Here is a 23,759-nt window from a genome sequence, read left to right on the forward strand (position 1 = left end):
TTTGAGTATAAAGAAAGGACTTCGCCGGACTTTGGACAATGAAGTCCTTTTTTGCTGACCTGGTATTTTGTTGTAATTAGCCGCTTTAGGAGGATAAAGAGGCGGAAGTAAAGAATATATTGAATGACAAGTCTGCTTATGTTTTTCCATAAAATATACGAACCCCTTCTTTTTACTGTATATAGAAATCACATAAACTCGACCCGATACCGGCTGCTGAGGATGGACCTAAACCAAGATAATTAGAATTGAGGCAGCTGTATGAGAAAAATAATACACCTAAATTACGACTGGAAGTATCTTGCTGATTTCCGTGAAGAGTTTATCGATACGGGTTTTGATGATTCCGGATTTGAAACGGTGATGCTTCCCCATGCCAATATTGAAACCCCGTACAATAATTTTAGTGACAAACTGTTACAGTTTAAAAGCTGCTATCGCAGAAGACTGAAAATTGGTGAAAAGGATCAGGGGAAAAGGGTCATACTCCACTTCGAGGGGGTAATGGCCTATGCCCTAGTGTACCTTAACGGCCAGATTATATGTGAACACAAAGGAGGGTATACCCCCTTCAAATGTGATATTACCGGACAAATAAATTATGGCGGAGACAACCTGCTCGTTGTCATGGTTGATTCTACAGAGCGCCCTGATATACCTCCTTTCGGGCATGTAGTAGATTACCTGACCTATGGAGGTATGTACCGTGAAGTGTGGATAGAGCTTGTAAGTGAAATATATATTGAAAACATGTTTGTGAAGACACGGGACGTGCTGGCTGAAAGCAAAAAGCTGGATATAGGCTTGTATATGAAAAACCATACCGGACAGAGCCATAAGCTGAATTTGCAATTCAGTTTGCTTAAGGATGACAGGGAAGTTCTGGCTTTTGGCTGTGAGAAACAGCTCACTGAAGGGAATGTCGCAGTACTGGATGTCATGCAGGCTGTCAGGGAAGTTTTATTATGGGATAATATCTGTCCCAACCTGTATGACCTTATAGCAGAAATCAAAATGAACAATAGAATTGTTGATCGGTTTACAGTTAGATTTGGATTCAGAGAAGCACGGTTCAGAAGTGACGGTTTTTATCTTAATGGAAGAAGAATGAAGCTGAGAGGGCTAAACCGCCATCAGGCTTTTCCATATGTAGGCTATGCCATGCCTAAGAGTGCACAGTATAAAGATGCTGAGATTTTGAAAAATGAATTGGGAGTAAATGTAGTAAGGTTGTCACACTATCCGCAGTCAAAACACTTTCTGGACAGGTGTGATGAGCTTGGGCTGCTTGTTTTTGAAGAGATTCCCGGCTGGCAGCATATCGGGGATGCAGAGTGGCAGGACGTGGCAGTAAAAAATGTTGAAGAGATGATAAAAAGGGATTGGAACAGGCCCAGCATAATACTTTGGGGTGTACGTATAAACGAATCACAGGACAACGATGAATTCTATAAGAAAACAAATAATATTGCCAAAGCCCTGGATGACACCCGTCAAACCGGCGGTGTCAGGAACTTTGCAGGAAGCCACCTGTTTGAGGATGTCTATACCTATAATGATTTTATTCATCGTGGCGGCGACAAAGCATTGTGTGTACCCAGGGCTGTAACCAAGAAAAAGGTACCTTATCTGGTAACTGAGCATAACGGGCATATGTTTCCTACAAAGAAGTTTGATAACGAGGCAGGAAGAGTAGAGCATTGCCTCAGACATTTAAAAGTATTGGAAAGCATGTACAGTGCTCCGGATATATCCGGAGCTATAGGCTGGTGCATGTTTGACTATAATACTCATAAAGACTTCGGAAGCGGTGACGGTATATGCTATCATGGTGTTACGGACATGTTCAGGATTCCGAAGGAGGCTGCAGCAGTCTATGCTTCACAGCAGGATGGCAGGCCTGTACTGGAAGTAGCTTCTTCCATGGATATAGGGGAAAGGGAAGCCGGTAAACTGGATACTGTATATGTATTTACAAACTGCGACTATCTGAAGCTATACAAAAACGGTGTATATATAGGCACGTATTATCCAGCAAGGGAGGTTTTCGCCCATGTACCTCATCCCCCTGTCATAATAACTGACTTTATCGGTGATTTGATTGAGAAAAATGAAGCTATGACGCCAAAGGATGCGGGGCATGCTAAAAAAATCCTCTATGCGATCATGAAGTATGGCGATAAAGAACTGCCGTTAAGATATAAGATACGTATGTTAAGGCTTATGTTGAAGTATAGGATGTCCCTCCAGAAAGCGGTTTCAACTTTCGCACCTTATGTCACCAACTGGGGATGTGAATCGCTGGAATATGAATTTGAAGGATATATAGACCATAAGGCTGTAATAAAAGTGAAGAAAGGACCGTTCAGCTCCGGTGACTTGCTCGTAGTTCCGGATAAAGACGGACTTTTTGAAGATGAGACTTATGATGTATGCCGTGTAGTTATAAAGCATACGGATGAATCCGGTAACACATTGACTTATTCGAATGAGGCAGTTTCTTTGGAAATAGAAGGAGAGGGAGAAATTATCGGGCCGAAAAACATAGCTCTCATCGGTGGATCCAGAGCTTTTTGGGTGAAATCCACAGGCAAGAAGGGAAATGTGAAAGTTACTATACGCTCTGATAGGTTTGAGCCTAAAATAGTGGAGTTTAAAGTAGAGAAAAAATAAAAGACCGGCCAAGATAGTTTATGATTTTACAATAAACTGATATAATCCAGGTAAGAAGCAATAAAAATGGGGGGAAGTATATGCAGTATTTGCGTAAACAGATTGCTAAAGCGGCAAACATAAATGTAGAGACCTTGAGGTATTACGAAAGAAATGGTCTGATAACTGTACCTGAAAGAAATGAAAAGGGCTACAGGCTTTATGATGACAACACTCTGAAAAAGCTTGCGTTCATAAAAACTGCAAAATCCTGCGGACTAACCCTGGGGGAGATAAAGGATGTTTTCTCATACCTTGAGGCAAAAAGTATGGATTACAGCTATATAAAAGGGTTTGTTACCAATAAACTGGAAGAGATAGAACGGAAGATGGAAGAACTGGACGGTATGAGAAAAATATTAACCAGAATAAGAATCAATATAGACAATCAGGATGAGTGTCCGGTAAAGAGTATGTTTAAGGATTGCTGAGCAGATTTGTTCTCAGGGCTGAATACCTGCGATATGTTTCGTCCGTAAAATTTGGGGTATGAGTAGTAATGGAACGGTTGCTGTTACTGCCCCACATGCTAGGCAATTATGTTGTTATATATAGTAAATGAAAATGGATACTACGACAAATGAGCACCAATGTAATTACATAAAAAATATTCTATGGGAGGTATGAGTGATGAAATAAAAATTCTTATTACAACGCTGATGTGCCTGGTTAAGTAAATATAATTATCCTCTTGACTTTGTATTATACTACAAGATTTATAATGTATATATTAATTTCTGTGTCTTTAGGGGGATAATTATGAAAAAACTTATTGATTTTATTAGTAAACCGGCTGCTTATGCTGTTCTGGCAGCTCTTGTAATCTTTCTGGTGATAATCCCTGATTTTACTCAGGCTCCAATTGGTCCAAATGCTTTTAAAGAACATGCCGGCGGAAATCCTCTGATAGACATGCAGCTAAACTATTCAACGGAAGAGGTATACAAGCTGATAGAGGCTTATGGAGAAGACGGACGGAATTATTACATTAAAATGATCTTTGCTCTGGATTTTATTATTCCTTTGGGCTTTATGATGTTCATACTGGCTACAATGAATCTTATCTTAAGGAAGGCCAAGCTTGAGAATTACATGAACAGGCTTGCTGTTATTCCTTTTGCCGGGTGTATATCCGATTATATGGAAAATATCTGTACTACTGCTATGGTTATGAAATATCCGTTAAGATTAAACGGCATAGCGGCCGTATCCAATATTTTCTCCCTATCCAAGATGCTGTTCTGTACAGCAGGTGTTTTGGCAGTTTTTGCTGCAATGGTTTATTTATTCTTCAATAAATATAGAAAGAAAATAGCATAAGTAAAGGGGAACCGCATGGGCTCCCTTTACAATCATGTTTATTTGACTTAAACCAGTTCCAGTGCAATTTCCATCATCTGTGTGAAGGAGTTTTGGCGCTCCTCTGCGGTAGTAGCATCATGCGTAACAAGTGAATCTGATACTGTTAATATACATAAAGCGTTGGCTCCTGCTCTGGCTGCATTCATATATAAAGCGGCAGCTTCCATCTCTACTGCCATTACGCCCATCTTAGCCCACTTTTTCCAGGATTCCGGATCATCATTGTAAAATATATCGGAGGATAGGATATTGCCCACTTTGACAGGTATACCTTTTATATCTGCGGCATTAACGGCTTTTTTTAGCAGTTCCCAGGACGCAGATGGAGCATATGTCCCCGGCAGATTATACTGCGAAGCAAAGTTTGAGTTTGTAGATGCAGCCATTCCTATTACTATATCCCGTACATTTATATCCTCCTGGAGGGATCCGCAGGAGCCTATACGTATAAGATTTTTTACACCATAGAAATGAATGAGCTCGTATGAATAAATTCCTATTGAAGGCATGCCCATGCCGGTACCCTTCACGGAAATCTTTTTTCCTTTATATAAACCGGTATAGCCGTACATGTTTCTTACCGTATTAAACTGAACCGGGTTTTCAAGATAGTTTTCTGCAATGAACTTAGCGCGCAAAGGGTCTCCCGGTAATAAAACTGTTTCTGCAATTACCCCTTTTTCACTCACATTAATATGTGGGGTTGGAATCATATTATCACTCTCCCTATATAATTGAATACTATTTTTATTATAGCAGAAAAAGTCTTTTACTATAATATCACGAATATGAACCAAAAGGTATTAATGTACTTTAAGGCTTTCGGATGTCTTACAGTACATGCCTGTGGGTAGGCATGCTTTATTTATAAATTTACACTAGGTAATTTAAGAAAGCTTTATATTATAGACTAAAATTCATAGCATAACGAAATAAATTCTGGAAAGAAAAAAACCCTATTTTAGGGTTTTTTTCTTTCCAGAATTAAGTTAAGGGGCTGGGTCCTATCTGTGTCGTAAACTCATATCTATGCTTATGGTTGTCATCTACTGTTGTATGGCCTTGCACGTAGTGTATATGCTTTTCCGGAGTTACATCAATGTCTGGGCACGTAGATCCCAGTACCTCATGGAAATGATCATCGTAAAAATCCGTTCTTGTACAGAATTTGTGTATATGATGCCCATTACCAATAGGTATGGCTTCTCCCGTAATGCCTGCGATGCGGTGGTTATGCCGTTCATGTCCTGTTTCAGCCAGTTTTGTACTTGCAACAAATTCATGTACATGAGACTGGATATTGCTGCAATTTCCACTGTAATTAAGAGGGTATCTTTTTATTGTATTCAATGCGTCCTTATATTTCATTTATGATCTCCCCTTTGTTATTACTGATTTATTATAAATGGAGTATTTACACTGTTTATACTATAGAGTATGATGGCTGATGGAAATTGTTGCATTTATGTAAACATTTGGGGATAAAGAATACAGCAGGTTTACACTTAGGTATAACACCTGCCGTATCCAGCCTGCTATAGCCATTTAAGCTGGCCTCTTGTATTAATCCCCCCTATGCCTTTACTACCTGAGATTGTAAGCCTTACAACCTCTCTGGGAGTTACAATGCTTCTTGAGTCGGTAAGAGCTATTTTCTCTGACACTATAGCAGGATCCAGAGCATTTATCAGTATTCTTCCGGGAGAGCTGGCAAAATTTGCACCGGCTTTCATTATACCTTCAAAGTATGATTGGCAGGCGCCTGCAAAAATACTTAGTTTGTCGAAGTCAGGCTGGTATTTTCTTGCTTCGGCTACCGACTGAACAAAGTATTTTGAATTTCTATACCTTTCTACCGAATCACGGCTTTCTCCGCTTTTCTTAAAACCATCATGTCCTGTCACTACGAGAATATCCGGATGGTGTTGTTCAAGCATTCTCCTTACAATACCCGGTTGCTGGCTTTCGCTTGCCAGTATGCCTACAGGCTCCAGTCTTACCTCTTTGTAATGCTTTATGCACATATCCAGGAATTCACTGCTTGAATCGATATGAAGTATCTTTCCGGGTCTGGATCTGAGCCGGTTCAGGGATATAGCACTTCTTAAAGTACTTCTTCCGTGTCCCTGCCTCTTAACAATGTGCATATAGCGGTTCATATGGGAAAGTGCACTTTTACTGTCAGACTTTATCAGATCATCACTATATGCATCAGCTTCTATTCTGTAGTATAGCCCCTTAAGAAGAAAAACGGCTTTGCTGCGGTTAAGCGCATCAATGTCTGTTATTGTGAAATGAATATCACCCCCGTAGGATTTTCTCGCGACTAAATCTCCGATTTGAAATTCATACATTTTTATCACCCCCGAAAAATGAGACAAATCAATTTGCCCAATAAGTTCTTAGCTTGGCTGAAAGTGAATTAGAGACAGTATTTTGGGAGATAATCATATAAGCACCGTTAAAATGCACAGCATATTTTTATAACAGATACGGGTTACCAACTTTTAAATTCTAAAGCAAGCAAAGCCGGGTTCGTTCTGATATTACATAATATGCATAGGGGTGTATTTGGGGAAGCAATTGCAGGGAATGTAAAAACTTTTTTTATTATGGAAACCGATTCCACTTATTAAAAAGTTTTTTTAGTACAGGCTAATTATTGAAAAGAGATACTAAAATGGGTGTGTATGCCTGTCTTTATCATATACATTTAAAACGGGAGATGATTGGTTTAATGCAGCTATACTACAATACAGTAATTGGAATAGGCATCATTATCATTTTCATAATTCTGTTATTTCTGTTGGTATATAGGAGTAGGGAAAAAAGAATAGTAAAAATTCATGATGCATCACTTACCTGTGAGGAACTGGAACAGCATGCAAAAGAGATTGCTTTTGAGCATATTGTATCCCCAAAAGCAGGTATTGCTAACTGGCCCCTTCCAAGAATGAATGAAAATTACAGTTTCATTATGGAAGTATACAAGGAATTAAACGAGGGTGTTCAGAAAAAGCGTACTATTCCACCTGCAGCAGAATGGCTGCTTGATAATTTTTATATTATAGAGGAGCAGGTAAAGGGTATCCGGAGGGATTTGACAAGAGAGGACTATGCGCGTCTCCCGGCTCTGAAATGCGGAGCTTTCAGAGGATATGCCAGGATATATGCCGTAGCAATGGAGCTGGTTGCGCATACCAATGGTCAGATTGATGAAAGAATCCTGCTGAACTATATAAAGGCTTACCAGTCCCATAGCATTCTCACCGACAGGGAAATATGGGCGCTGCCTGCCATGATAAGGATTGCTCTTATCGAAAACATACGCTATATTTGTGAAAAGCTCAGGGATACACAGGAGCAATGGCAAAAAGCGGATGAGTTAATGGATATTCTGCTGGATGAATCCTCCGTTAAGGAGGAAAACTCACAACCCAATGGAGAGGGATTAATCAAAACTATAGGAAACAGATTTGAGAGTCTCCGGGAGGTTAATCCGTCATTTATAGAGCACCTCACATACCGGCTGCGAAGAGCAGGCCGAAGCTATGCCAGGGCTTTGAGATATATTGATGAAAACCTTGAAAGGCATGGAACAGGTATTGATACACTGACACAAAAAGAGCATAACTCACAAGCGGTAAGCACTGTTTCGATTGGAAACTGCATAATAAGCCTGAAATTCATATCAAACCTGGACTGGGTTGAAATATTTGAATCTACAAGTTTTGTTGACCAAATACTGAACAGGGATCCAGATGGTACCTATCCTTTAATGGATTTGCCGTCACGTAATATCTACAGGAAAAAAGTAGAGGAACTTGCCTTGCTTTATAATGTTTCTGAAATGCATGTAGCAAAGGAGGCTGTGGAGCTGGCAGGAAATATTTGTACTGTCGCACGAGAGGGTGAGGAAGATACTTATGGAGATGCGCTGCCGAGTGTGCGTTCCTGCCATGTAGGCTATTATCTCATCGGCAGAGGAATAACGGAACTGGAAAAGCGTATGGGATATAAGCCTGCAGCATCAAAAAAAGCCATAGATATACTAAAAAGAAGACCAAAGGCTCTTTATATGGGGTCTATAGTTTGTATTACAATACTGATTACCTTGATTCTTGCTTTATACATATATAGAGCAGCCGAGCCGAACAGTCTGCTGTTGGCTGTAATTGCAGGCATAGCTGCACTTGTGCCTTCCTCGGAAATAGCAGTGACTATGGTAAACTGGCTGGTATGCAGTATTATTAAGCCTGTAGCTTTTCCAAGACTTGAGCTTAAAGACGGTATACCCGGAGAATATGCAACAGTAATAGTAATACCGGCGTTATTGCCGGATGAGAAAAGAGTTGCGGAGCTTTTGGAAAACCTCGAGACTCACTATCTTGCAAATAAAGAGAAAAATCTATACTTCGCTCTGGCAGGTGATTTTAAGGATTCTTCCGTAAAAGAGATGCCTGGTGACGAGCAGATTATTAAAGCAGGTGTGGAAGGAGTAAAAGAGCTAAACCGGAAATACAGCAATGGCAGGGAGAATGTATTTTTCTTCTTCCACAGAGAGCGCAAACTGAACAAGAAAGAGAATAAATGGATGGGGTGGGAGCGAAAAAGGGGAGCATTGGTAGAACTCAACTCATTGCTGCTTGGTTCTGAAAAAACAAGTTATAGTTATGTCTCAAGTGCAGACCTTACGGGTAAACCCATAAAGTATATCATTACTCTGGATGCAGATACTATACTACCTATTGATGGAGCTAAAAAAATGATAGGTACTATGGCTCATCCCTTGAACAGGCCGGTCATACACAGGCAAAAAAACATTGTAGTAGACGGATATGGACTTATTCAACCGCGCATTGGTTTTGAGGTTGAAAGTGCTAACAAGTCCCTGTTTTCACGCATATATACGGGACAGGAAGGGATAGATCCTTATGCCTGTGCTATTTCTGACATATATCAGGATTTGTTTGGGGAAGGCATATTTACGGGTAAAGGGATATATGACTTGCGAGTTTTCCATAGGGTATTGGAAAATGCACTGCCTGACAATTCTGTATTAAGCCATGATCTCCTGGAAGGTTCCTATGTCAGGACAGGACTGGTGACAGATATAGAACTTATTGATTCTTATCCTTCGAGATACAATTCATATGCTGCAAGAATGCACAGGTGGGTGAGAGGAGACTGGCAGTTGATACCCTGGATTGGGAGCAGGATTATTGACAGGAATGGTAACAGGATTGCCAACCCGCTTTCTGCAGTTTCCCGGTGGAAAATTGCAGATAATCTCAGAAGGAGTCTTGTTGCACCGTCCATGATACTGGCTACTGTATTGGGATTCAGCATTATGCCGGGAACAGGGCTTTTTTGGCTGTTTTTTCTGGTGCTTACACTTATATTTCCTCTTGTAACATCAGTTATAGATACATTATTGTCTAAACCCTTCGGCACTTATAGGGTGAAAAGGCATGTACCGGTCATCTCAGGCTTAAAAGCCACGATTTTGCAAATAGCACTTGTGTTTGTTTTTCTGCCTTATCAGGCTTATCTTATGGTGAATGCCATATTCATTACTTTGGTAAGAGTTATATTTACAAGGAAAAATATGCTTGAGTGGGTAACTGCGGCTGATGTGGAAAGAGGACAGAAAAATTCGCTGTACAGCTACATTTATAAAATGCGCAGTGTATTGGTGATTGCATTGGCAACAGGGATTCTGAGCTTTTCGTTTAAGCCTGTTTCGCTTGTATTCAGCCTGCCTCTTGTTTTGATATGGATTGCTTCGCCTTATGTTGCGTATCTGGTAAGTAAGAATGAAGCAAAGAAGGCAGTAAATCTTTCCCAAGAGGATGTGCTTGAGCTGAGGAGGATAGCCAGAAAAACCTGGAGGTATTTTGAGGAGTTTATGAATTCAAGAAACCACTACCTTCCGCCTGACAACTATCAGGAGGATCCACCAAACGGAGTGGCGTATAGGACATCTCCTACAAATATAGGACTGGGCCTTCTGGCAGCACTTATAGCAAGGGATATGGGATATATAGGGACATATGAGATGACGGGGATAATTTCTAACACGGTAACTACCATGGAGAAGATGGAAAAGTGGAACGGGCATTTGTATAACTGGTATGACACCAGAACTCTGCATCCTTTAAGACCCAGATATATTTCTACCGTAGACAGCGGAAATATGGTATGCTACCTTATTACACTCGTGCAGGGGCTGGAAGGGTACCTTAAGACTCCCCTTATAGATCCCAGGTTTATTGACGGTATCAAAGATACTGTAAGCTTGTATAATTCTGAAAGCAGTAAGAATAAAATTGACGTTTCGTTTCTGGATAACCTGAAAAGTGGGGGAGGAATAGATTCCTCCATGTGGGGAGAAACACTTGAACAGCTATCGAAAGCGCTTGAACAGCCTGAGAGTAATGTAATACATATGCATGAAAGAGGACTCAGACGCTCAAAGTGGAAAACAAAAACCGACCACATGATAAATGCATTCAAGAGAGAATTATCTGAACTGATGCCTTGGTATGAGTTTTTAATTAATATGCCCCAGGATGAAAGATTATTGGAAGGTATTGTTAACCGGCTGCTATCGGATATTCCCCTGGGTGAACTTCCGGATGCATATGCGAATGTGGTTGAAAATGTTGAAAATGCTATAGTTGATATGAGGTCAGGAGGGGCAGGAAGCAGCGATAAAAGCATAGTCTGGCTTTATGGATTAAAAGATGCTGTGGTAAAAGCAAAAGTGAATACAGAAAAGTTCATACAAAGATACAGGGAACTAATAGGAAGAATAAAAGCGTTATCTGACGGAACAGAATTCTTGCCTCTATATGTAGAGAAGAAGCAGTTGTTTTCTATCGGATATAATATTGAAGAAAACAGGCTTACCAATTCCTTTTATGACTTACTGGCTTCAGAGGCAAGACAGACCAGCTATATAGCTATTGCAAGAGGGGAAGTATCCCCTAAACATTGGTTTAAGATGGGCAGGGCTCTGACTGTGGTAGATCATTATAAAGGTCTTGTGTCATGGACAGGGACAATGTTTGAATACCTTATGCCTCCACAGATAATGAAAACTTTTAAGAACACTCTTTTAGATGAGACATACTCATTTGTTATCAGAAGCCAGAAAAAATACGGTAAGCAGAAGAAAGTTCCGTGGGGAGTATCGGAGTCTGGCTTTTACTCACTGGATATAAATCTGGACTATCAGTATAAAGCTATAGGAGTGCCCTGGCTTGGTCTTAAAAGAGGACTTATAGAGGATACGGTTGTAGCCCCTTATGCTACATTTCTTGCGCTGCCTCTGGACCCTGCGGGCGCGATGGAAAATATAAAGAGGCTCAAAGCGGAGGGGTTGGATGGGCCATACGGATATTATGAAGCTGTAGATTATACGCCTGAGAGGCTTCCTTTTGGCGAAAAGCGTGCTATTGTAAAGAGCTTTATGGTACACCATGAAGGTATGAGCCTGCTTGGACTAAATAATTTCTTGAACGACGGCATCATGCAGAAGCGTTTTCATTCTGACCCTTTGATAAAAGCTGCACAACTGCTTTTACAGGAAAAAGTACCGACAAATATTGTCTTTACAAAGGAAAATAAGGAGAAGGTAATACTATATAAAGATGTGGTGTTCAAGGAAAAAGGTGCAGTCAGAAAATTCAATGCACCTGATAATGTGCTGCCGAGAGTGCATATCCTGTCCAACGGAAATTACTCTGTTGCAATCACGGACAAGGGTACGGGCTACAGCAGAAGTAAAACTGCATCTGTCACCAGATGGAGGGAAGACAGTACTCTCGATAACTATGGAACTTTCTTCTATATCCGTAACCTTGACACCGGCAGAGAATGGACAGCTGCTTACAGTCCCTATAATATACAGCCCGATAGCTACGAGGTAGTATTTACATCGGATAAGGTAAAATTCAAGAGAAAAGACGGGGATATCGAGACTCACACCGAGATAGTCGTTACCTCCGGAGACAATGCCGAAATAAGGAGAGTCTCACTGAAAAACTCAGGAGAAACTCCATGTATACTGGAGGTGACAAGTTATCTTGAATTAGTAATCGCTCCTCATAGTGCAGATGTAGCTCATCCTGCATTCAGCAACCTTTTTGTACGTACAGAGTTCCTGCATGACAGCAAAAGTATATTGGCTAACAGAAGACCAAGATCTGAAGCTGATAAAAGCTTATGGGCCTTGCATACTGCTGTTGTGGAGGGAGATACCGTAGGCGACGTCGAGTTTGAAACAGACAGGATGCAGTTTATTGGGAGAGGACATACCGTGGCAAATCCTGTATCCATGGAAAGAAACAGGCCTGTATCAAATAGCACAGGTCCTGTCCTCGACCCTGTTATGAGCTTAAGGTACAGGGTAAAGGTTGAGCCGGGGCAGGTGGCAAGGATATCCTATATCACAGCAATCAGTGAAAACCGTGATATCATTTTGGAATTGATAGAAAAGTATTCTATTCCCGAAGCTGTAGATGAAGCATTCCGCCTGGCGATGACCAGGAGTCAGGTAGAAACCAGATATCTCAATATAAAGGCTTCGGAAATCGAATTATACCAGGATATGATATCCCATATATTGTTTATCAGTCCTCAGAAAAGAAATATAGAGGAATACCTGATGCAAAGCATAAGGGGGCAATCTGCTCTTTGGCCTTATGGGATATCGGGCGATATACCAATAATGCTTGTTGTGCTGAAAGAAACAGATGAAATAGATATTATTTATGAAGCATTAAAAGCACATGAGTATTGGCGTTTGAAGGATTTAAGGGTAGATATGGTAATTCTGAATGAGGAGGAGAACAGCTATACGCACCCTCTGCACTCACTGCTTGCTGATGTCATATCTTCGAGCCATGCCCGGGATATAGTGAATAAACCCGGGGGTGTATTCATGTTGAATATCAATAATGTTCCGCAGGAAGACATTACCCTGCTTCATGCAGTTGCCAGAATTATTTTAAGAGGCAACTATGGCTCTCTTGCACAGCAGGTAAAAGTGAATACAGACAATCGGCTGCCTGAACTTAAAAACTTTTGCAAAATAGCGGCAAAGTATCCTGAACCGGTTCAGGAAGACTTTCATCTGCAATTCTTTAATGGCATCGGAGGCTTTAAGGAAGATGGGAAAGAGTATGTCATAAGGTTGGAAAAAGGGCAGAACACACCGCTTCCATGGATTAATGTAATTGCTAATCCACACTTCGGATTCATTGTATCTGAAGCAGGTTCCAGCTATACATGGAGCGAAAACAGCCGTGAAAACAAGCTTACTCCGTGGTCTAACGATCCTGTAAGCGATATACCAGGAGAAGTACTGTATATAGGAGACAGTGAAACAGGCGAGGTGTGGAATATTACTCCGCTGCCGGTAAGAGAGGCCGAACCTTATACAATAACTCATGGCTTTGGTTACTCTGTTTTCGAGCATACAAGCCATGGGATAGAACAAAAAATGACCCAATTTTTGCCGATAGATGGAATGACCAAAATAAACATGATAAATCTAAAAAATATTTCTGATGATCCGAGGGAGCTTACACTGACATATTACATCAGGCCTGTACTGGGTGTAAGCGATCAGGCAACAGCAATGCACATAAAAACAAGCTTAAGTGAGTCAGGGACACTATTGGTTGAAAATCCATATAATGAAGAATTTGCAGGGAGAGTTATTTTTATAGATACATCCGAAAAGGAGAGGTCGGTAACAGGAGACAGAAAGGAATTCTTTGGACTGGGCAAGCTGACTTATCCTGAAGCACTAAAGAGGCAGAAGCTTTCCGGCAGAGTGGGAAAAGGGTATGATCCTTGTGCTGCTATGCAAATCAGCATAACTTTGAGCAGGAGTGAAGAAAAAAAGATAATATTTTTACTGGGGGCAGCAAAAGACAAGCGGGAAATCGATATGACAGTCAATAAATACAAAGATATAAAGGAAGCCGGAAAGGCACTGGATGAGGCGAGAAAGTTCTGGCAGCATAAGCTGGAGGCGGTAAGCGTAAATACTCCTGACCAATCTATGAACTTTATGCTCAACGGATGGCTGATGTACCAGACAGTATGCTGCAGAATGTGGGCCAGATCCGCATTTTACCAGTCTGGTGGTGCATATGGATTCAGAGATCAGCTTCAGGATTCCTTGTCTGTTGCACACATATGGCCTGAATTGACACAGAACCAAATACTTCTGCATTCAAAACACCAGTTCATTGAAGGGGACGTCCAGCATTGGTGGCATGAGCCTGAGGGGAAAGGGACACGTACAAGGTTTTCCGATGACCTTTTATGGCTTCCGTATGTCACTGCTGAGTATGTAAGAATCAGTGAGGACTGGGATATACTTGATAAACGCGCCTCCTTTTTAGAGGATGAACAGCTAAAGGAGTTTGAAGATGAAAGGTATACTAAACCCCGCATATCCTCCGAAGAAGGCAACATATACGAGCATTGCATACGCTCCATAGAGAGATCTTTGAGGTTTGGCGGGCATGGCCTTCCACTGATGGGTTCAGGAGACTGGAACGACGGAATGAGTACTGTAGGCAACAAGGGGAAAGGGGAGAGTGTATGGCTGGGATGGTTCCTATACAGTACACTTGTCAAATTTGAGCCGATTTGCAGAAAGATGGGAGATGAGAAGAGAGCAGAGAGATATTCTGAAATATCTAAAACAATAATTGAGGCGATTGAGCGGAATGCATGGGATGGAAGCTGGTATAGAAGAGCTTATTTTGACAGCGGTATTCCCTTGGGATCAGTTCAGAACAGTGAGTGCAAAATTGATTCTATCTCCCAGTCCTGGGCGGTAATTTCCGGGGGAGCAAACAGCAGCAGGATGAAAGAGGCCATGGATTCTTTGGATAAATACCTCGTACAAAGGGATGACGGGCTGATAAAGCTTCTGACTCCACCTTTTGATGAAGGTGATCTTGAGCCGGGGTATATTAAAAGTTATGTCCCGGGTGTCAGGGAAAACGGAGGACAGTATACACATGCAGCTGCATGGGTTATCATTGCTCTCGCAAAGCTGGGGAACGGTGATAAGGCATGGGAGCTTTTCGACCTGATAAACCCTATCAACCATACACGTACTCATATGGAATACACGACATACAAGGTTGAGCCCTATGTAATGGCAGCCGATGTTTATGCAGTTCCGCCTCATGTAGGCAGAGGAGGCTGGACTTGGTATACCGGTTCTTCAGGATGGATGTACAGAGCCGGAATGGAATATATTCTCGGGTTCCATAAAAACGGAGACAAGCTCGTGATAGATCCGTGCATCCCTAAGAGATGGAGTGAATATTCCATCAAATTCAGATATATGGACACATTTTATGATATCAGTATACATAACCCTAATGGAGTAAACAGCGGTGTTGCAAATATCAGTCTGGACGGAACAGTGTCAGGGGATAAAGCAATCAGACTTGTTAATGACGGTAAAAATCATCAGGTGGAGGTAGTCTTGGGGTAGCAGCTGGCTGAATGCACGGAGATAAAAGTTTCCATAGAGCAAAATCACTGCAGGGATAAAATTCTATAAATAACCAGATTAACGGAATTATGAAAAATTAAGGAATTTCATAAGCGGGAAACACCCTGCAGATGAAATTGTCTCCCTTAAGATTTAGCTATGTGAGTATTTTTTGTTTTTTTATATAGATTAATGGTTATGGGGATATGTCCTGCTGCCAGAACGAGTGCAGCAATAAACAGCGGAAGAGAATCCAGCACTTTTGATGCAAAAACAAATGCTAATATCGGACTAATAGCAAGTGGGTCCGGTATTCCCCACAAAGGAGCAAACAAAACCGAAAATTCCCTTTTCACTATAAAGAAGCGGGCCCATCCTGTGTAATACACAAATAAGCATAATACCATCAAAACAAAGAAAATGGTATTTATTTTGCTGCTCAGATCAAACTTGTAGAATAAAGGAGTTAAGAACACTCCTATCTGGCCGAGCCTTTCCAAAATGACAAAAGGTTTACTTTCTTTTGGCAGATTTTTTGGAATGTTTACGGGAGGCAATACAAGCGATAGAAGATTAGGTATCGCAATAGCTATAGGCACCAGTATTCCCAGGTGTATCGGCATTACTCTGTCACCTCCCCTGTAAAACCTGTGCAGATTGCCTTTCTGGCCTTGAGGTTTTTGACTCTTTTAGCTGAAATCGCTTGTTTAGGACAGTTGGATATACATCTCATGCAGAATTCGCAATGTCTGAGATAAACGGGATTCTTTTCCTCTTTTATGTTATTAACCGGACAATGCTTGATACAAGTACCACAGTTAGTACATTTTTGGATATCTGCCCCAAAAGAATATGGAATCCGCATAAAGATCCACGGAATTGAGAAATTTCTAGTCAGCAGCGAGACAAATCCTGAGCCTGTATTGATTGGCAGCCATTTTGAGGTGCCGTTAACTATTGACTCGGCATAGTCTCTTATTTTTTTTCTTGCAGAGGATAAACGCTTATTGTCTTCAGTTCTATTAAAATCAGTTACAGTTGTATTGTTTGGCATACTGATTTCACAACAGCCTACCGGAATATAGCCTTTTCTTTTCAGTGTATAGTACAGGGGTTTTGCCATACCGGAAGAGTTATTAAAGGTGCCTAGCATGAAAGCTTGTGTTTTACTGGTTTTAGGCAGTGATTTTATGAACTTCCATATAAAAGGCAGTGTGGATTGGGAATTAATCGGAAATGCCAGTCCGAGCATACTGTCATTATCAAAAACAGGTATGGTAGAGCATGTCAAAGGTATCAACTTTACATCGAAGGAATGCTGTTCAAATACTTTTCGCATTTCATCAACAAGTAAGAGTGTATTGCCTGTACCCGAGAAATAATATATGACTATGGAATTACTCATGAAATCACGACCTTTCTTTATGATTATTCAGAAGTTTTACTGCTTCATCAGCCCAGCTTACATATGCCTTATATACATGCTTTCCGAACAATACGGTAAGAAGATAATAGAAATGATCTTCCTCTTGGGAAGGAGCATTGATTAAAGATGCTTCAAAATTATCCATATGTGCAAGATTCTTTTCATATTTTTTTCGGAATTCGTCTATTTTTCTTATACTTTCGTCTATTGGAAGAAGCTTTCCGAAAAAAAGCTTCAGTAGTATTTCATATTTGACATATTCCTTTTCAGCAGGTGCAGTCAGCCACTTTACAAGCTTATTTCTTCCATCCTGGGTTATTGAATAGATAATTCGCTCGTTTCCATGTATACCTGCTTCACTCTTTTTAGAAACAAAGCCTTCATTCACTAAAACCTTAAGGGTGGGATAAATTTGCCCGAAGCCCGCACTCCAGAAATACGATATGTTAGAGTCAATTCTCTTTTTGATATCATATCCGGTCATATCCTCATGCATTAAAAGTCCAAGAATTATGTAAGATATGGTATTATCCTTAGCCATTTCCATGTCCGCCTTTTGTTATTTTTCAATATAGTAATTTTTTAACATATATCAAGTTGATACATGTTATTATATCAACTTGATATAGCAATGTCAATATTTAAGTACCAGTATTTACATATGGAAATATAACGTTAGGTCTGGTAAGATGGTTGACATAAAATAGCCGAATCTAATAGACAAACTATTACTACCATATAAGGACTCTCTGGTACCAGGCAGCTAAGGGGTAATGCATCAGTGGTTCTTCCGGAGCGGGTATGGTATAGGTAAGGTTTGGTCTTAAGTACGGGGGATGCAGTAATTGGGGTGAATCGTAATAACGTAGGGTTCCTCGACCCGAATCCGTCAACTAACCTCGGAGGCACAAAGGAGGAAATAATATGTTAAATTTTAAAAGGGCAAGGACCTTTTCTAAGGGAAAGGTGGGAGCTTTTCTGGCTGCTGTGGTTATATCGCTGATGGTGCCTGCTTTTGTACATGCTGCCGATTATAGGGTAGCAAGTGGAGATTCACTTTACACCATAGGTAATCTCTTTAAAACAACTTCATCAAACATAATGCAGAGGAGCGGACTTTCAAGTGACAGGATATATCCCGGGCAGGTACTGAATGTACCTGCAGCCGAGTATACTGTTAAGACCGGAGACACCCTTTATCTTATAGCTCAGAAGTATGGCATCTCGCTATACTCATTGAAAAAGGCGAATAACGAGTGGGATGACTATATTTATCCGGGGCAAAAGCTTATCCTGCCGGGTATAGCTCCAAGTCAGAGTATTACAACAGTACCTCAGACAACTGCTAAAGCTGTTATACCATATACAGCAAGTGATCTGGATCTTTTGGCAAGGCTTGTAACGGCAGAAGCTGAAAGTGAGCCATACATTGCAAAAGTCGGAGTTGCTGCAGTAGTTATTAACAGGGTTGTGGGTGATGGGTTTGCCGATACTATCAGAGATGTAATTTACGAGAAAAGTGCAGGGTATTATCAGTTTACACCTGTTGTGAATGGATGGATAAACAAACCCGCATCGGAAAGTGCAAAAAAAGCGGCATATGAGGCATTGCACGGCAGTGATCCTACAAACGGAGCGATGTTTTATTTTGATGACAGCACCACAAACAGATGGCTGTGGTCAAAAACCATAGCTCTGAGGTCAGGAAAGATGGTTTTTGTATATTAATAATTTTATATATTAATAAATAATGTAAAAGAGGCTTCACGTTTTCGTGAAGCCTCTTTTACATTATTTGGCCTTATACTGCTGCAGGAAGCTCTATTATAAACCTGGTTCCGACACCTTCCTGGCTTTCTGCTTTTATTACACCATTATGCTTTTGAATTATGTTGTAAGATATTGAAAGGCCGAGTCCTGTACCTACGCCAACACCCTTGGTTGTAAAGCCTGGATCAAATATTTTTTTCAAATTCTTCTCAGATATCCCTATACCATTGTCTTCAAAGGTGATATAAGCCATGTTGTTCTTATGTTCGGTCTTTATCGTAATACGGCCGGGACGTCCTGCATCCTCAATAGCGTGGATAGCATTAACCAACAAATTAAGGAATACCTGGTTTAGCTGCCTTGGAAAGCATTTAAGCAGCGGTAGTGAACCATATTCCTTTACTAAATCTACCTTGTTCAGAAGTTGGTTGCGTACAAGTGCAAGGGTGCTTTCGATACCCTCATGGACATTGGCCTCCTTAAATTCCGCTTCATCAAGACGGGCGAAGTTTCTGAGGTTTTTTACAATATCAATGATTCTTTCAAGAGCATCATTGTTTATGGAACTCATAGGTGCAACACTTTCTTTAAAAACAACTATACTCTCCTTATCATCAGGGTTTATGGTTCCTAGAAGCATATTTTCCAGCTGAATGTTTGACTTTATAGTTGCCAGTGGAGTATTTATTTCATGAGCGACTCCTGCAACAAGGTTGCCCAATGAAGCCATTTTTTCCGACTGTATAAGCTGGAGCTGCGCCCTTTTTAATGCATTCATGGTCTCCGTGAGCTCCTCGTTCATGGCTGTAAGTTCTTCATTGGCATTTTCCAGCTGCTCTGTTCGGTCAAGTACTTTTCTTTCCAGTGTTACAGTCCAATCAGCGATTATATCCCTGGATTCTTTTATTTCTTCCCATGCAATCTGTAATTCCTTGTTTTTTGCTTCGATTTGATTATTGTATTGTCTGATCTGGGAGTTGAAGTTTTCTATACGCCTGTAAAGGATTACTATGAGCAGGAGTATGAAAATAAACATCGCCCATGGAGTAACGTGGATACTTGATGGAAACGGCAAGTCAACATAGTACATATTGGCCACATCAATAATTCCGCATAAGGAAAGTACGGAGAAAGCAATAAGGTAGATTTTTGCTTCAGTAGCACACCGGGAAGCTGCCTTGGTAACGGTAACAATTATGTAGATTATCGCCATTACAAGTAAAGCATGAAATATTCTGATTGTTATATAGGATGAAATGATATCTGTAATATCCAGCACAAAGGATAGAAAGGTGAGTATAGCCATAGATCTTCTTATTAATGCGTTAACCAATGATTTCTTTTCTGCAAATACTGCCTCGACAAAACCTAAAAAGCCTATAGGCATTAACTGTATTGTGACAGTTCCGGCAAGAAAAGTAAAATACTTGCTTTCAATAAAAACTGTAACAATGTTGTTTTCAAAAAATACCCAGGTACCTATCATAATGGATGAAAGACCCAGATAAATAAATGCTGATTCTCTCTCATTCTTTGTTATGAAAAATAATACGAGTATAAGGCCCATAAATACAAAGAGGCTTGCAAGAACTATATAGTGAGTTTCATTGTGTGTAACATTAATGATTTCATTTGCTATATAAGAGCTGATATCATTTCCTCTACCTACCCTCAAATCTGATATTAACTTACCATTGTGCATAAACACTGATTTGAAGTGAATACTAACTGTCCTGATCTGAGGGTTTTCCGGGACATTAATAACGTGGTATGCAAAGCCTGAGGGCTTTCCTGATCCGGCGCCGGTTCCGTCATAGCTATATAGCTTTATTGAACCCGAATAGACCTCAAAGGCGGAGGAAAAGGTTCTTAGAGCAATAGAGCGGTTAACTGCAGTGCTGTCCGGTAGTTTAGCAAAAGCGGCTATTTCCTTGTAAGTTGATCTGGCAGGAAAGGAGCTGCTTATGTTATATTCCTCAGGGAAATGTTTCTCATCACCGGAATTCAGATTGATAATAAGCTTATGTATTTCATCCGGGGTCTGTAATTGAAAATATCGGATATCGCCGGTTAGGTCTGTAGTTTCAGTTCCCCTTTGGGCGGAATATACAACCTGAGGGGAGAGAACTGCAATAGCAAGTATTAAAAGTATTGCTGAGAGAAATGCTTTGACTGCTTTCCTTTTTCTGATACAAACAAGCTGTACTAGCTTCATATATTCACCTGCCCGGTAATTATTGTTCTTATATGATTTATGGAACTTTAGCAATGTGTTGGAAAGCTCATATCACATGAAAAAGTTACCATAATATATGAATAATATTATACAACCTTTTTCGACATAATTCCACATTAATAATATCATTAGTTTTTATGGCACAGAAAAGGAGGGGCTGGTATAATTTTCTTAGGGATAAATTAACTGACTAAATATCCGTAGTATATTTTTCGAAAGTGAGGCAGGATAAAATGAATCCGGGAGATGTAGGACTGACCGTACTGTAAGAGAAAAAGCTTAACTATATACTATACTTTAATATCAAAATCAAAAGGGATGGCTTCTCCTATAAGTTCATTAAAGGTTCTGCAGACTTGTTTATCTGCTGAAAGTATTATTTGACTGGGAGTTATGCTAAATACGGTGGCATAGCCGATAAACCTGTCGTTCTTTGTTAATGCTATTAAATCGCTTTCCTTCAGACCGGTATAACCGGGATTGTTTGGGACGCTTATAAGCATAAGTATCTCCCCTTATATGCCTTATAATATATTTTATGTTATTATTTGATATTATGTTCAGAAATTCGAAAATTATACAGTTAAGTTTATTTTAAGAAAAAGACGGATTATTTTCTCTGGACAATTAACGCTTAATCCGGCATCAAAAAAGGCAAACATAAAGAAGAGCATCAGCACCAACACAACCGCTAAATAGCAGAATGAGGTGTTTAAAGCTTGATCTTGACTATTTAGTAATACCAATGGATTCTTCGAAAGACTCTCTTAATATAGAGCATTTATTTGACGAAGGGATGCTTCCCTGTGCGTTAAGATTACAGGTTTCAAATTCAGGTAATAATATTGAAGAGCTAAATAAAGTGCACTCCCAAATTTGAATACACCCGATATTTGGAAATGCACTTTTGTATTCTATAGTATATATCTGTTTCAAAACTCGGTTATGTCTGCTACTCCGCCCTGCTTGAAGTCTTTGCCGGATACAAGTCTGATTACCTTATCTGCTACGTAATCAGGAGACAGGAGTTTCCCTTCCTTTTTAAAATTGATAAATCTCTCCAGTTGTATAAAATCCTCTTCTTTTGTTGAGCGGATTTCTTTCTGCATTTCAGTATCAATAATACCTGGGGAGAAGGAAATAATTCTAACCGGATACTCCTTATCCTGCTGTTCCAAGCCCACACACTGAGTAAAAAGATCCAGGCCTGCCTTGGCACTGCAGTAGCAACCCCATCCGAAAAATGGTTTTTTTCCGGCTCCGGAGGATATGTTTATTACTCTTTTATCTATATTCATATTACGGGAAAAATCAATAAACAGAGAGGTCAATATCATAGGAGATAACAGATTGACACTCAGGTTGTTTGCTATTTCACCGCTTGAGATAGTACCGACAGGCTTTATGGGAGTGACGGTTCCGGCATTGTTAATAAGGCATAGTGATTCAGCGGCGGATTTATCTATTTTTTCAAATATGGCATTTGACAGCCAGTCCAGTTCACCGACATTTTTCAAATCATATTCGAAGTAATCAAGGGGTACTAGGCAAGCTTTTGCCTTTGACAGTAATTTTTCGTTCTTCTTTCTGGATATGCAAAAAATATGATTGTTATCTCTAAGCAGCTTTTCTGCCAGTGATTCGCCCAGTCCCCTTGAGGTTCCTGTAATAATGATATAGTTCATATTCCCTCCATATAAAAAGTCTATATTTATTGCTGACCTAATCCAGCTTTACCTAACTTAGTAACAAAGGCGGCGATAGCAAGCAGTATGACCGCGGAAGCTGATATAATAATGATTGCTGGCAGCGAAGTATTCAGACCCAATATAGCCGAAAGTTTTTTACAAGGCTCTCTAATACAGATTCTTTCATAGATTTATACTACCAAAAACAGGTTTATTTTACAAACCCAATCTCTGACTTGATAAAAAAGAAGTACCGGAGTAAATTCATGTGAAAAATCAACTTTGTAATAGAGAAGGTAGCCATTTGGCTACCTTCTGCTAGTGGACATAAAAACTATAGTTTCTGCCTGAATTATTATCCCAGTTATTTGCATTATCCTTGAAAGCGACATTTACCTGAGCGCCTTCCTCTACAGGGATAGACAATTCAAAAATCTGCTGGTTGGTACTATTCATTGGGTAAGTCCTTGTTTCTTTCCAATTATTATTATCACCAAAACCGACTACTGCATATAGATCCTGCGCGCCGCTTCTTGCAAGTAATCCATTGTATGTCAGCTTGACCTTATCGCCCAGTGTCAGGAAAGAGACGCCTTTTGTATAGTTGTCATACAGTATCTCATCAGCAAATTCTGTTGTAAACTCAATGTTTCCACACACGGCACCAGACTTTTCATTTTTTTTGGCTTTTAATAAATTTAGTTTACCCATAATATTACCTCCCAATAAACTATATTTTTTAAACCGATTATAGTTTGTACCAACTATAAAAAAATATCTTGAAATATTAATGATAAAAATGAAAAAACTGTAATGCTGATTACTTTATTGACAATTTTTGATATAATTCTTGTATTCATAGTTTGTCGATAAATGAAATATTTTGATATTTCATTTGATCATGGCTGGATAAGCTTTTATATTATTTGAAGAAAGTCTAGTGCAGTTTGATTTTTTTCAGGAAATGATAAATATTCAATATAAACTGACCTTTGTGATATCTAATACAACGCCTTAACTTAATCAGATAGG

Annotated in this window: 15 protein-coding genes and 1 riboswitch; of the genes, 5 read left to right on the plus strand and 10 right to left on the minus strand. The window is 40.0% G+C overall.

Annotated features, from left to right (window positions below):
* Window positions 1-261: 261 nt before the first annotated feature.
* From N3I35_05070 to N3I35_05080, 3 genes are all read left to right on the plus strand, one after another.
* Complete coding sequence (locus N3I35_05070) at window positions 262-2,673, plus strand: glycoside hydrolase family 2 protein (protein ID MCX8129456.1); 2,412 nt, start codon at window positions 262-264, stop codon at window positions 2,671-2,673.
* An 80-nt stretch (window positions 2,674-2,753) separates the two neighbouring features.
* Complete coding sequence (locus N3I35_05075; protein MCX8129457.1) at window positions 2,754-3,143, plus strand: MerR family transcriptional regulator; 390 nt, start codon at window positions 2,754-2,756, stop codon at window positions 3,141-3,143.
* Window positions 3,144-3,471: 328 nt separating this feature from the next.
* Entirely contained in the window at window positions 3,472-4,032 is a 561-nt protein-coding gene (locus N3I35_05080) for a hypothetical protein (GenBank protein ID MCX8129458.1), read from the plus strand.
* A 47-nt stretch (window positions 4,033-4,079) separates the two neighbouring features.
* Here N3I35_05080 and deoD read toward each other — a convergent pair whose 3' ends face one another.
* The 3 genes from deoD to yabG form a co-directional block, all read right to left on the minus strand.
* Window positions 4,080-4,787 carry a purine-nucleoside phosphorylase gene (gene deoD, locus N3I35_05085; GenBank protein MCX8129459.1) on the minus strand — a complete coding sequence of 236 codons (708 nt, stop codon included), beginning with the start codon at window positions 4,785-4,787 and terminating at the stop codon, window positions 4,080-4,082.
* 271 nt (window positions 4,788-5,058) lie between these two features.
* On the minus strand, window positions 5,059-5,442 hold the full coding sequence (locus N3I35_05090) for a YmaF family protein (protein MCX8129460.1): 384 nt from the start codon (window positions 5,440-5,442) through the stop codon (window positions 5,059-5,061).
* A 167-nt stretch (window positions 5,443-5,609) separates the two neighbouring features.
* The gene (gene yabG, locus N3I35_05095) at window positions 5,610-6,428 is read right to left on the minus strand and encodes a sporulation peptidase YabG (GenBank protein ID MCX8129461.1); all 819 of its coding nucleotides are present in this window, start codon (window positions 6,426-6,428) and stop codon (window positions 5,610-5,612) included.
* 383 nt (window positions 6,429-6,811) lie between these two features.
* Here yabG and N3I35_05100 point away from each other — a divergent pair, with 383 nt between their 5' ends.
* Entirely contained in the window at window positions 6,812-15,607 is an 8,796-nt protein-coding gene (locus N3I35_05100; GenBank protein ID MCX8129462.1) for a glycosyl transferase, read from the plus strand.
* 146 nt (window positions 15,608-15,753) lie between these two features.
* Here the strand turns inward: N3I35_05100 and N3I35_05105 are convergent, their stop codons facing one another.
* The 3 genes from N3I35_05105 to N3I35_05115 are packed head-to-tail and all read right to left on the minus strand — an operon-like array spanning window position 15,754 to window position 17,574.
* Window positions 15,754-16,230: a hypothetical protein gene (locus N3I35_05105; GenBank protein MCX8129463.1), complete on the minus strand. Its 477-nt coding sequence runs from the start codon at window positions 16,228-16,230 to the stop codon at window positions 15,754-15,756.
* A complete protein-coding gene (locus N3I35_05110) occupies window positions 16,230-17,012 on the minus strand; it encodes an EFR1 family ferrodoxin (GenBank protein MCX8129464.1) in 783 nt (260 codons plus the stop codon). The genes N3I35_05105 and N3I35_05110 overlap by 1 nt, the downstream gene beginning before the upstream one ends.
* A 4-nt stretch (window positions 17,013-17,016) precedes the next feature.
* Window positions 17,017-17,574 (minus strand): PadR family transcriptional regulator, encoded by a 558-nt coding sequence (locus N3I35_05115; protein MCX8129465.1) that lies wholly within the window; start codon window positions 17,572-17,574, stop codon window positions 17,017-17,019.
* Between the two features lie 263 nt (window positions 17,575-17,837).
* Window positions 17,838-17,956: riboswitch (cyclic di-AMP (ydaO/yuaA leader) on the plus strand.
* Window positions 17,957-18,035: 79 nt separating this feature from the next.
* Between N3I35_05115 and N3I35_05120 the strand changes: the two genes are divergently transcribed.
* Window positions 18,036-18,761 carry a LysM peptidoglycan-binding domain-containing protein gene (locus tag N3I35_05120; GenBank protein ID MCX8129466.1) on the plus strand — a complete coding sequence of 242 codons (726 nt, stop codon included), beginning with the start codon at window positions 18,036-18,038 and terminating at the stop codon, window positions 18,759-18,761.
* Between the two features lie 73 nt (window positions 18,762-18,834).
* On the opposite strand, the gene N3I35_05125 is transcribed toward N3I35_05120, so the two are convergent.
* From N3I35_05125 to N3I35_05140, 4 genes are all read right to left on the minus strand, one after another.
* The gene (locus N3I35_05125; GenBank protein ID MCX8129467.1) at window positions 18,835-21,018 is read right to left on the minus strand and encodes an ATP-binding protein; all 2,184 of its coding nucleotides are present in this window, start codon (window positions 21,016-21,018) and stop codon (window positions 18,835-18,837) included.
* A gap of 311 nt (window positions 21,019-21,329) precedes the next feature.
* A complete protein-coding gene (locus N3I35_05130) occupies window positions 21,330-21,542 on the minus strand; it encodes a hypothetical protein (GenBank protein MCX8129468.1) in 213 nt (70 codons plus the stop codon).
* A 429-nt stretch (window positions 21,543-21,971) separates the two neighbouring features.
* Window positions 21,972-22,724, minus strand: a complete 753-nt coding sequence (locus N3I35_05135; GenBank protein MCX8129469.1) for a (S)-benzoin forming benzil reductase — start codon at window positions 22,722-22,724, stop codon at window positions 21,972-21,974.
* Window positions 22,725-23,045: 321 nt separating this feature from the next.
* Window positions 23,046-23,438, minus strand: coding sequence for a carbohydrate-binding protein (locus tag N3I35_05140; GenBank protein ID MCX8129470.1), 393 nt, complete (start codon window positions 23,436-23,438; stop codon window positions 23,046-23,048).
* Window positions 23,439-23,759 lie beyond the last annotated feature (321 nt).

It is taken from the genome of Clostridia bacterium (assembly GCA_026414765.1).
Taxonomy (GTDB): Bacteria; Bacillota; Clostridia; order Acetivibrionales; family DSM-27016; genus SKW86.

Excerpts from the sequence above, each read along its gene's own strand:
- N3I35_05090 (MCX8129460.1), bottom strand. The coding sequence starts at position 5,442 with ATGAAATATAAGGACGCATTGAATACAATAAAAAGATACCCTCTTAAT.
- N3I35_05100 (MCX8129462.1), top strand. The coding sequence starts at position 6,812 with ATGCAGCTATACTACAATACAGTAATTGGAATAGGCATCATTATCATT.
- N3I35_05140 (MCX8129470.1), bottom strand. The coding sequence starts at position 23,438 with ATGGGTAAACTAAATTTATTAAAAGCCAAAAAAAATGAAAAGTCTGGT.
- deoD (MCX8129459.1), bottom strand. The coding sequence starts at position 4,787 with ATGATTCCAACCCCACATATTAATGTGAGTGAAAAAGGGGTAATTGCA.
- N3I35_05120 (MCX8129466.1), top strand. The coding sequence starts at position 18,036 with ATGGTGCCTGCTTTTGTACATGCTGCCGATTATAGGGTAGCAAGTGGA.
- N3I35_05075 (MCX8129457.1), top strand. The coding sequence starts at position 2,754 with ATGCAGTATTTGCGTAAACAGATTGCTAAAGCGGCAAACATAAATGTA.
- N3I35_05110 (MCX8129464.1), bottom strand. The coding sequence starts at position 17,012 with ATGAGTAATTCCATAGTCATATATTATTTCTCGGGTACAGGCAATACA.
- N3I35_05080 (MCX8129458.1), top strand. The coding sequence starts at position 3,472 with ATGAAAAAACTTATTGATTTTATTAGTAAACCGGCTGCTTATGCTGTT.
- N3I35_05130 (MCX8129468.1), bottom strand. The coding sequence starts at position 21,542 with ATGCTTATAAGCGTCCCAAACAATCCCGGTTATACCGGTCTGAAGGAA.
- N3I35_05070 (MCX8129456.1), top strand. The coding sequence starts at position 262 with ATGAGAAAAATAATACACCTAAATTACGACTGGAAGTATCTTGCTGAT.
- yabG (MCX8129461.1), bottom strand. The coding sequence starts at position 6,428 with ATGTATGAATTTCAAATCGGAGATTTAGTCGCGAGAAAATCCTACGGG.
- N3I35_05115 (MCX8129465.1), bottom strand. The coding sequence starts at position 17,574 with ATGGCTAAGGATAATACCATATCTTACATAATTCTTGGACTTTTAATG.
- N3I35_05105 (MCX8129463.1), bottom strand. The coding sequence starts at position 16,230 with ATGCCGATACACCTGGGAATACTGGTGCCTATAGCTATTGCGATACCT.
- N3I35_05125 (MCX8129467.1), bottom strand. The coding sequence starts at position 21,018 with ATGAAGCTAGTACAGCTTGTTTGTATCAGAAAAAGGAAAGCAGTCAAA.
- N3I35_05135 (MCX8129469.1), bottom strand. The coding sequence starts at position 22,724 with ATGAACTATATCATTATTACAGGAACCTCAAGGGGACTGGGCGAATCA.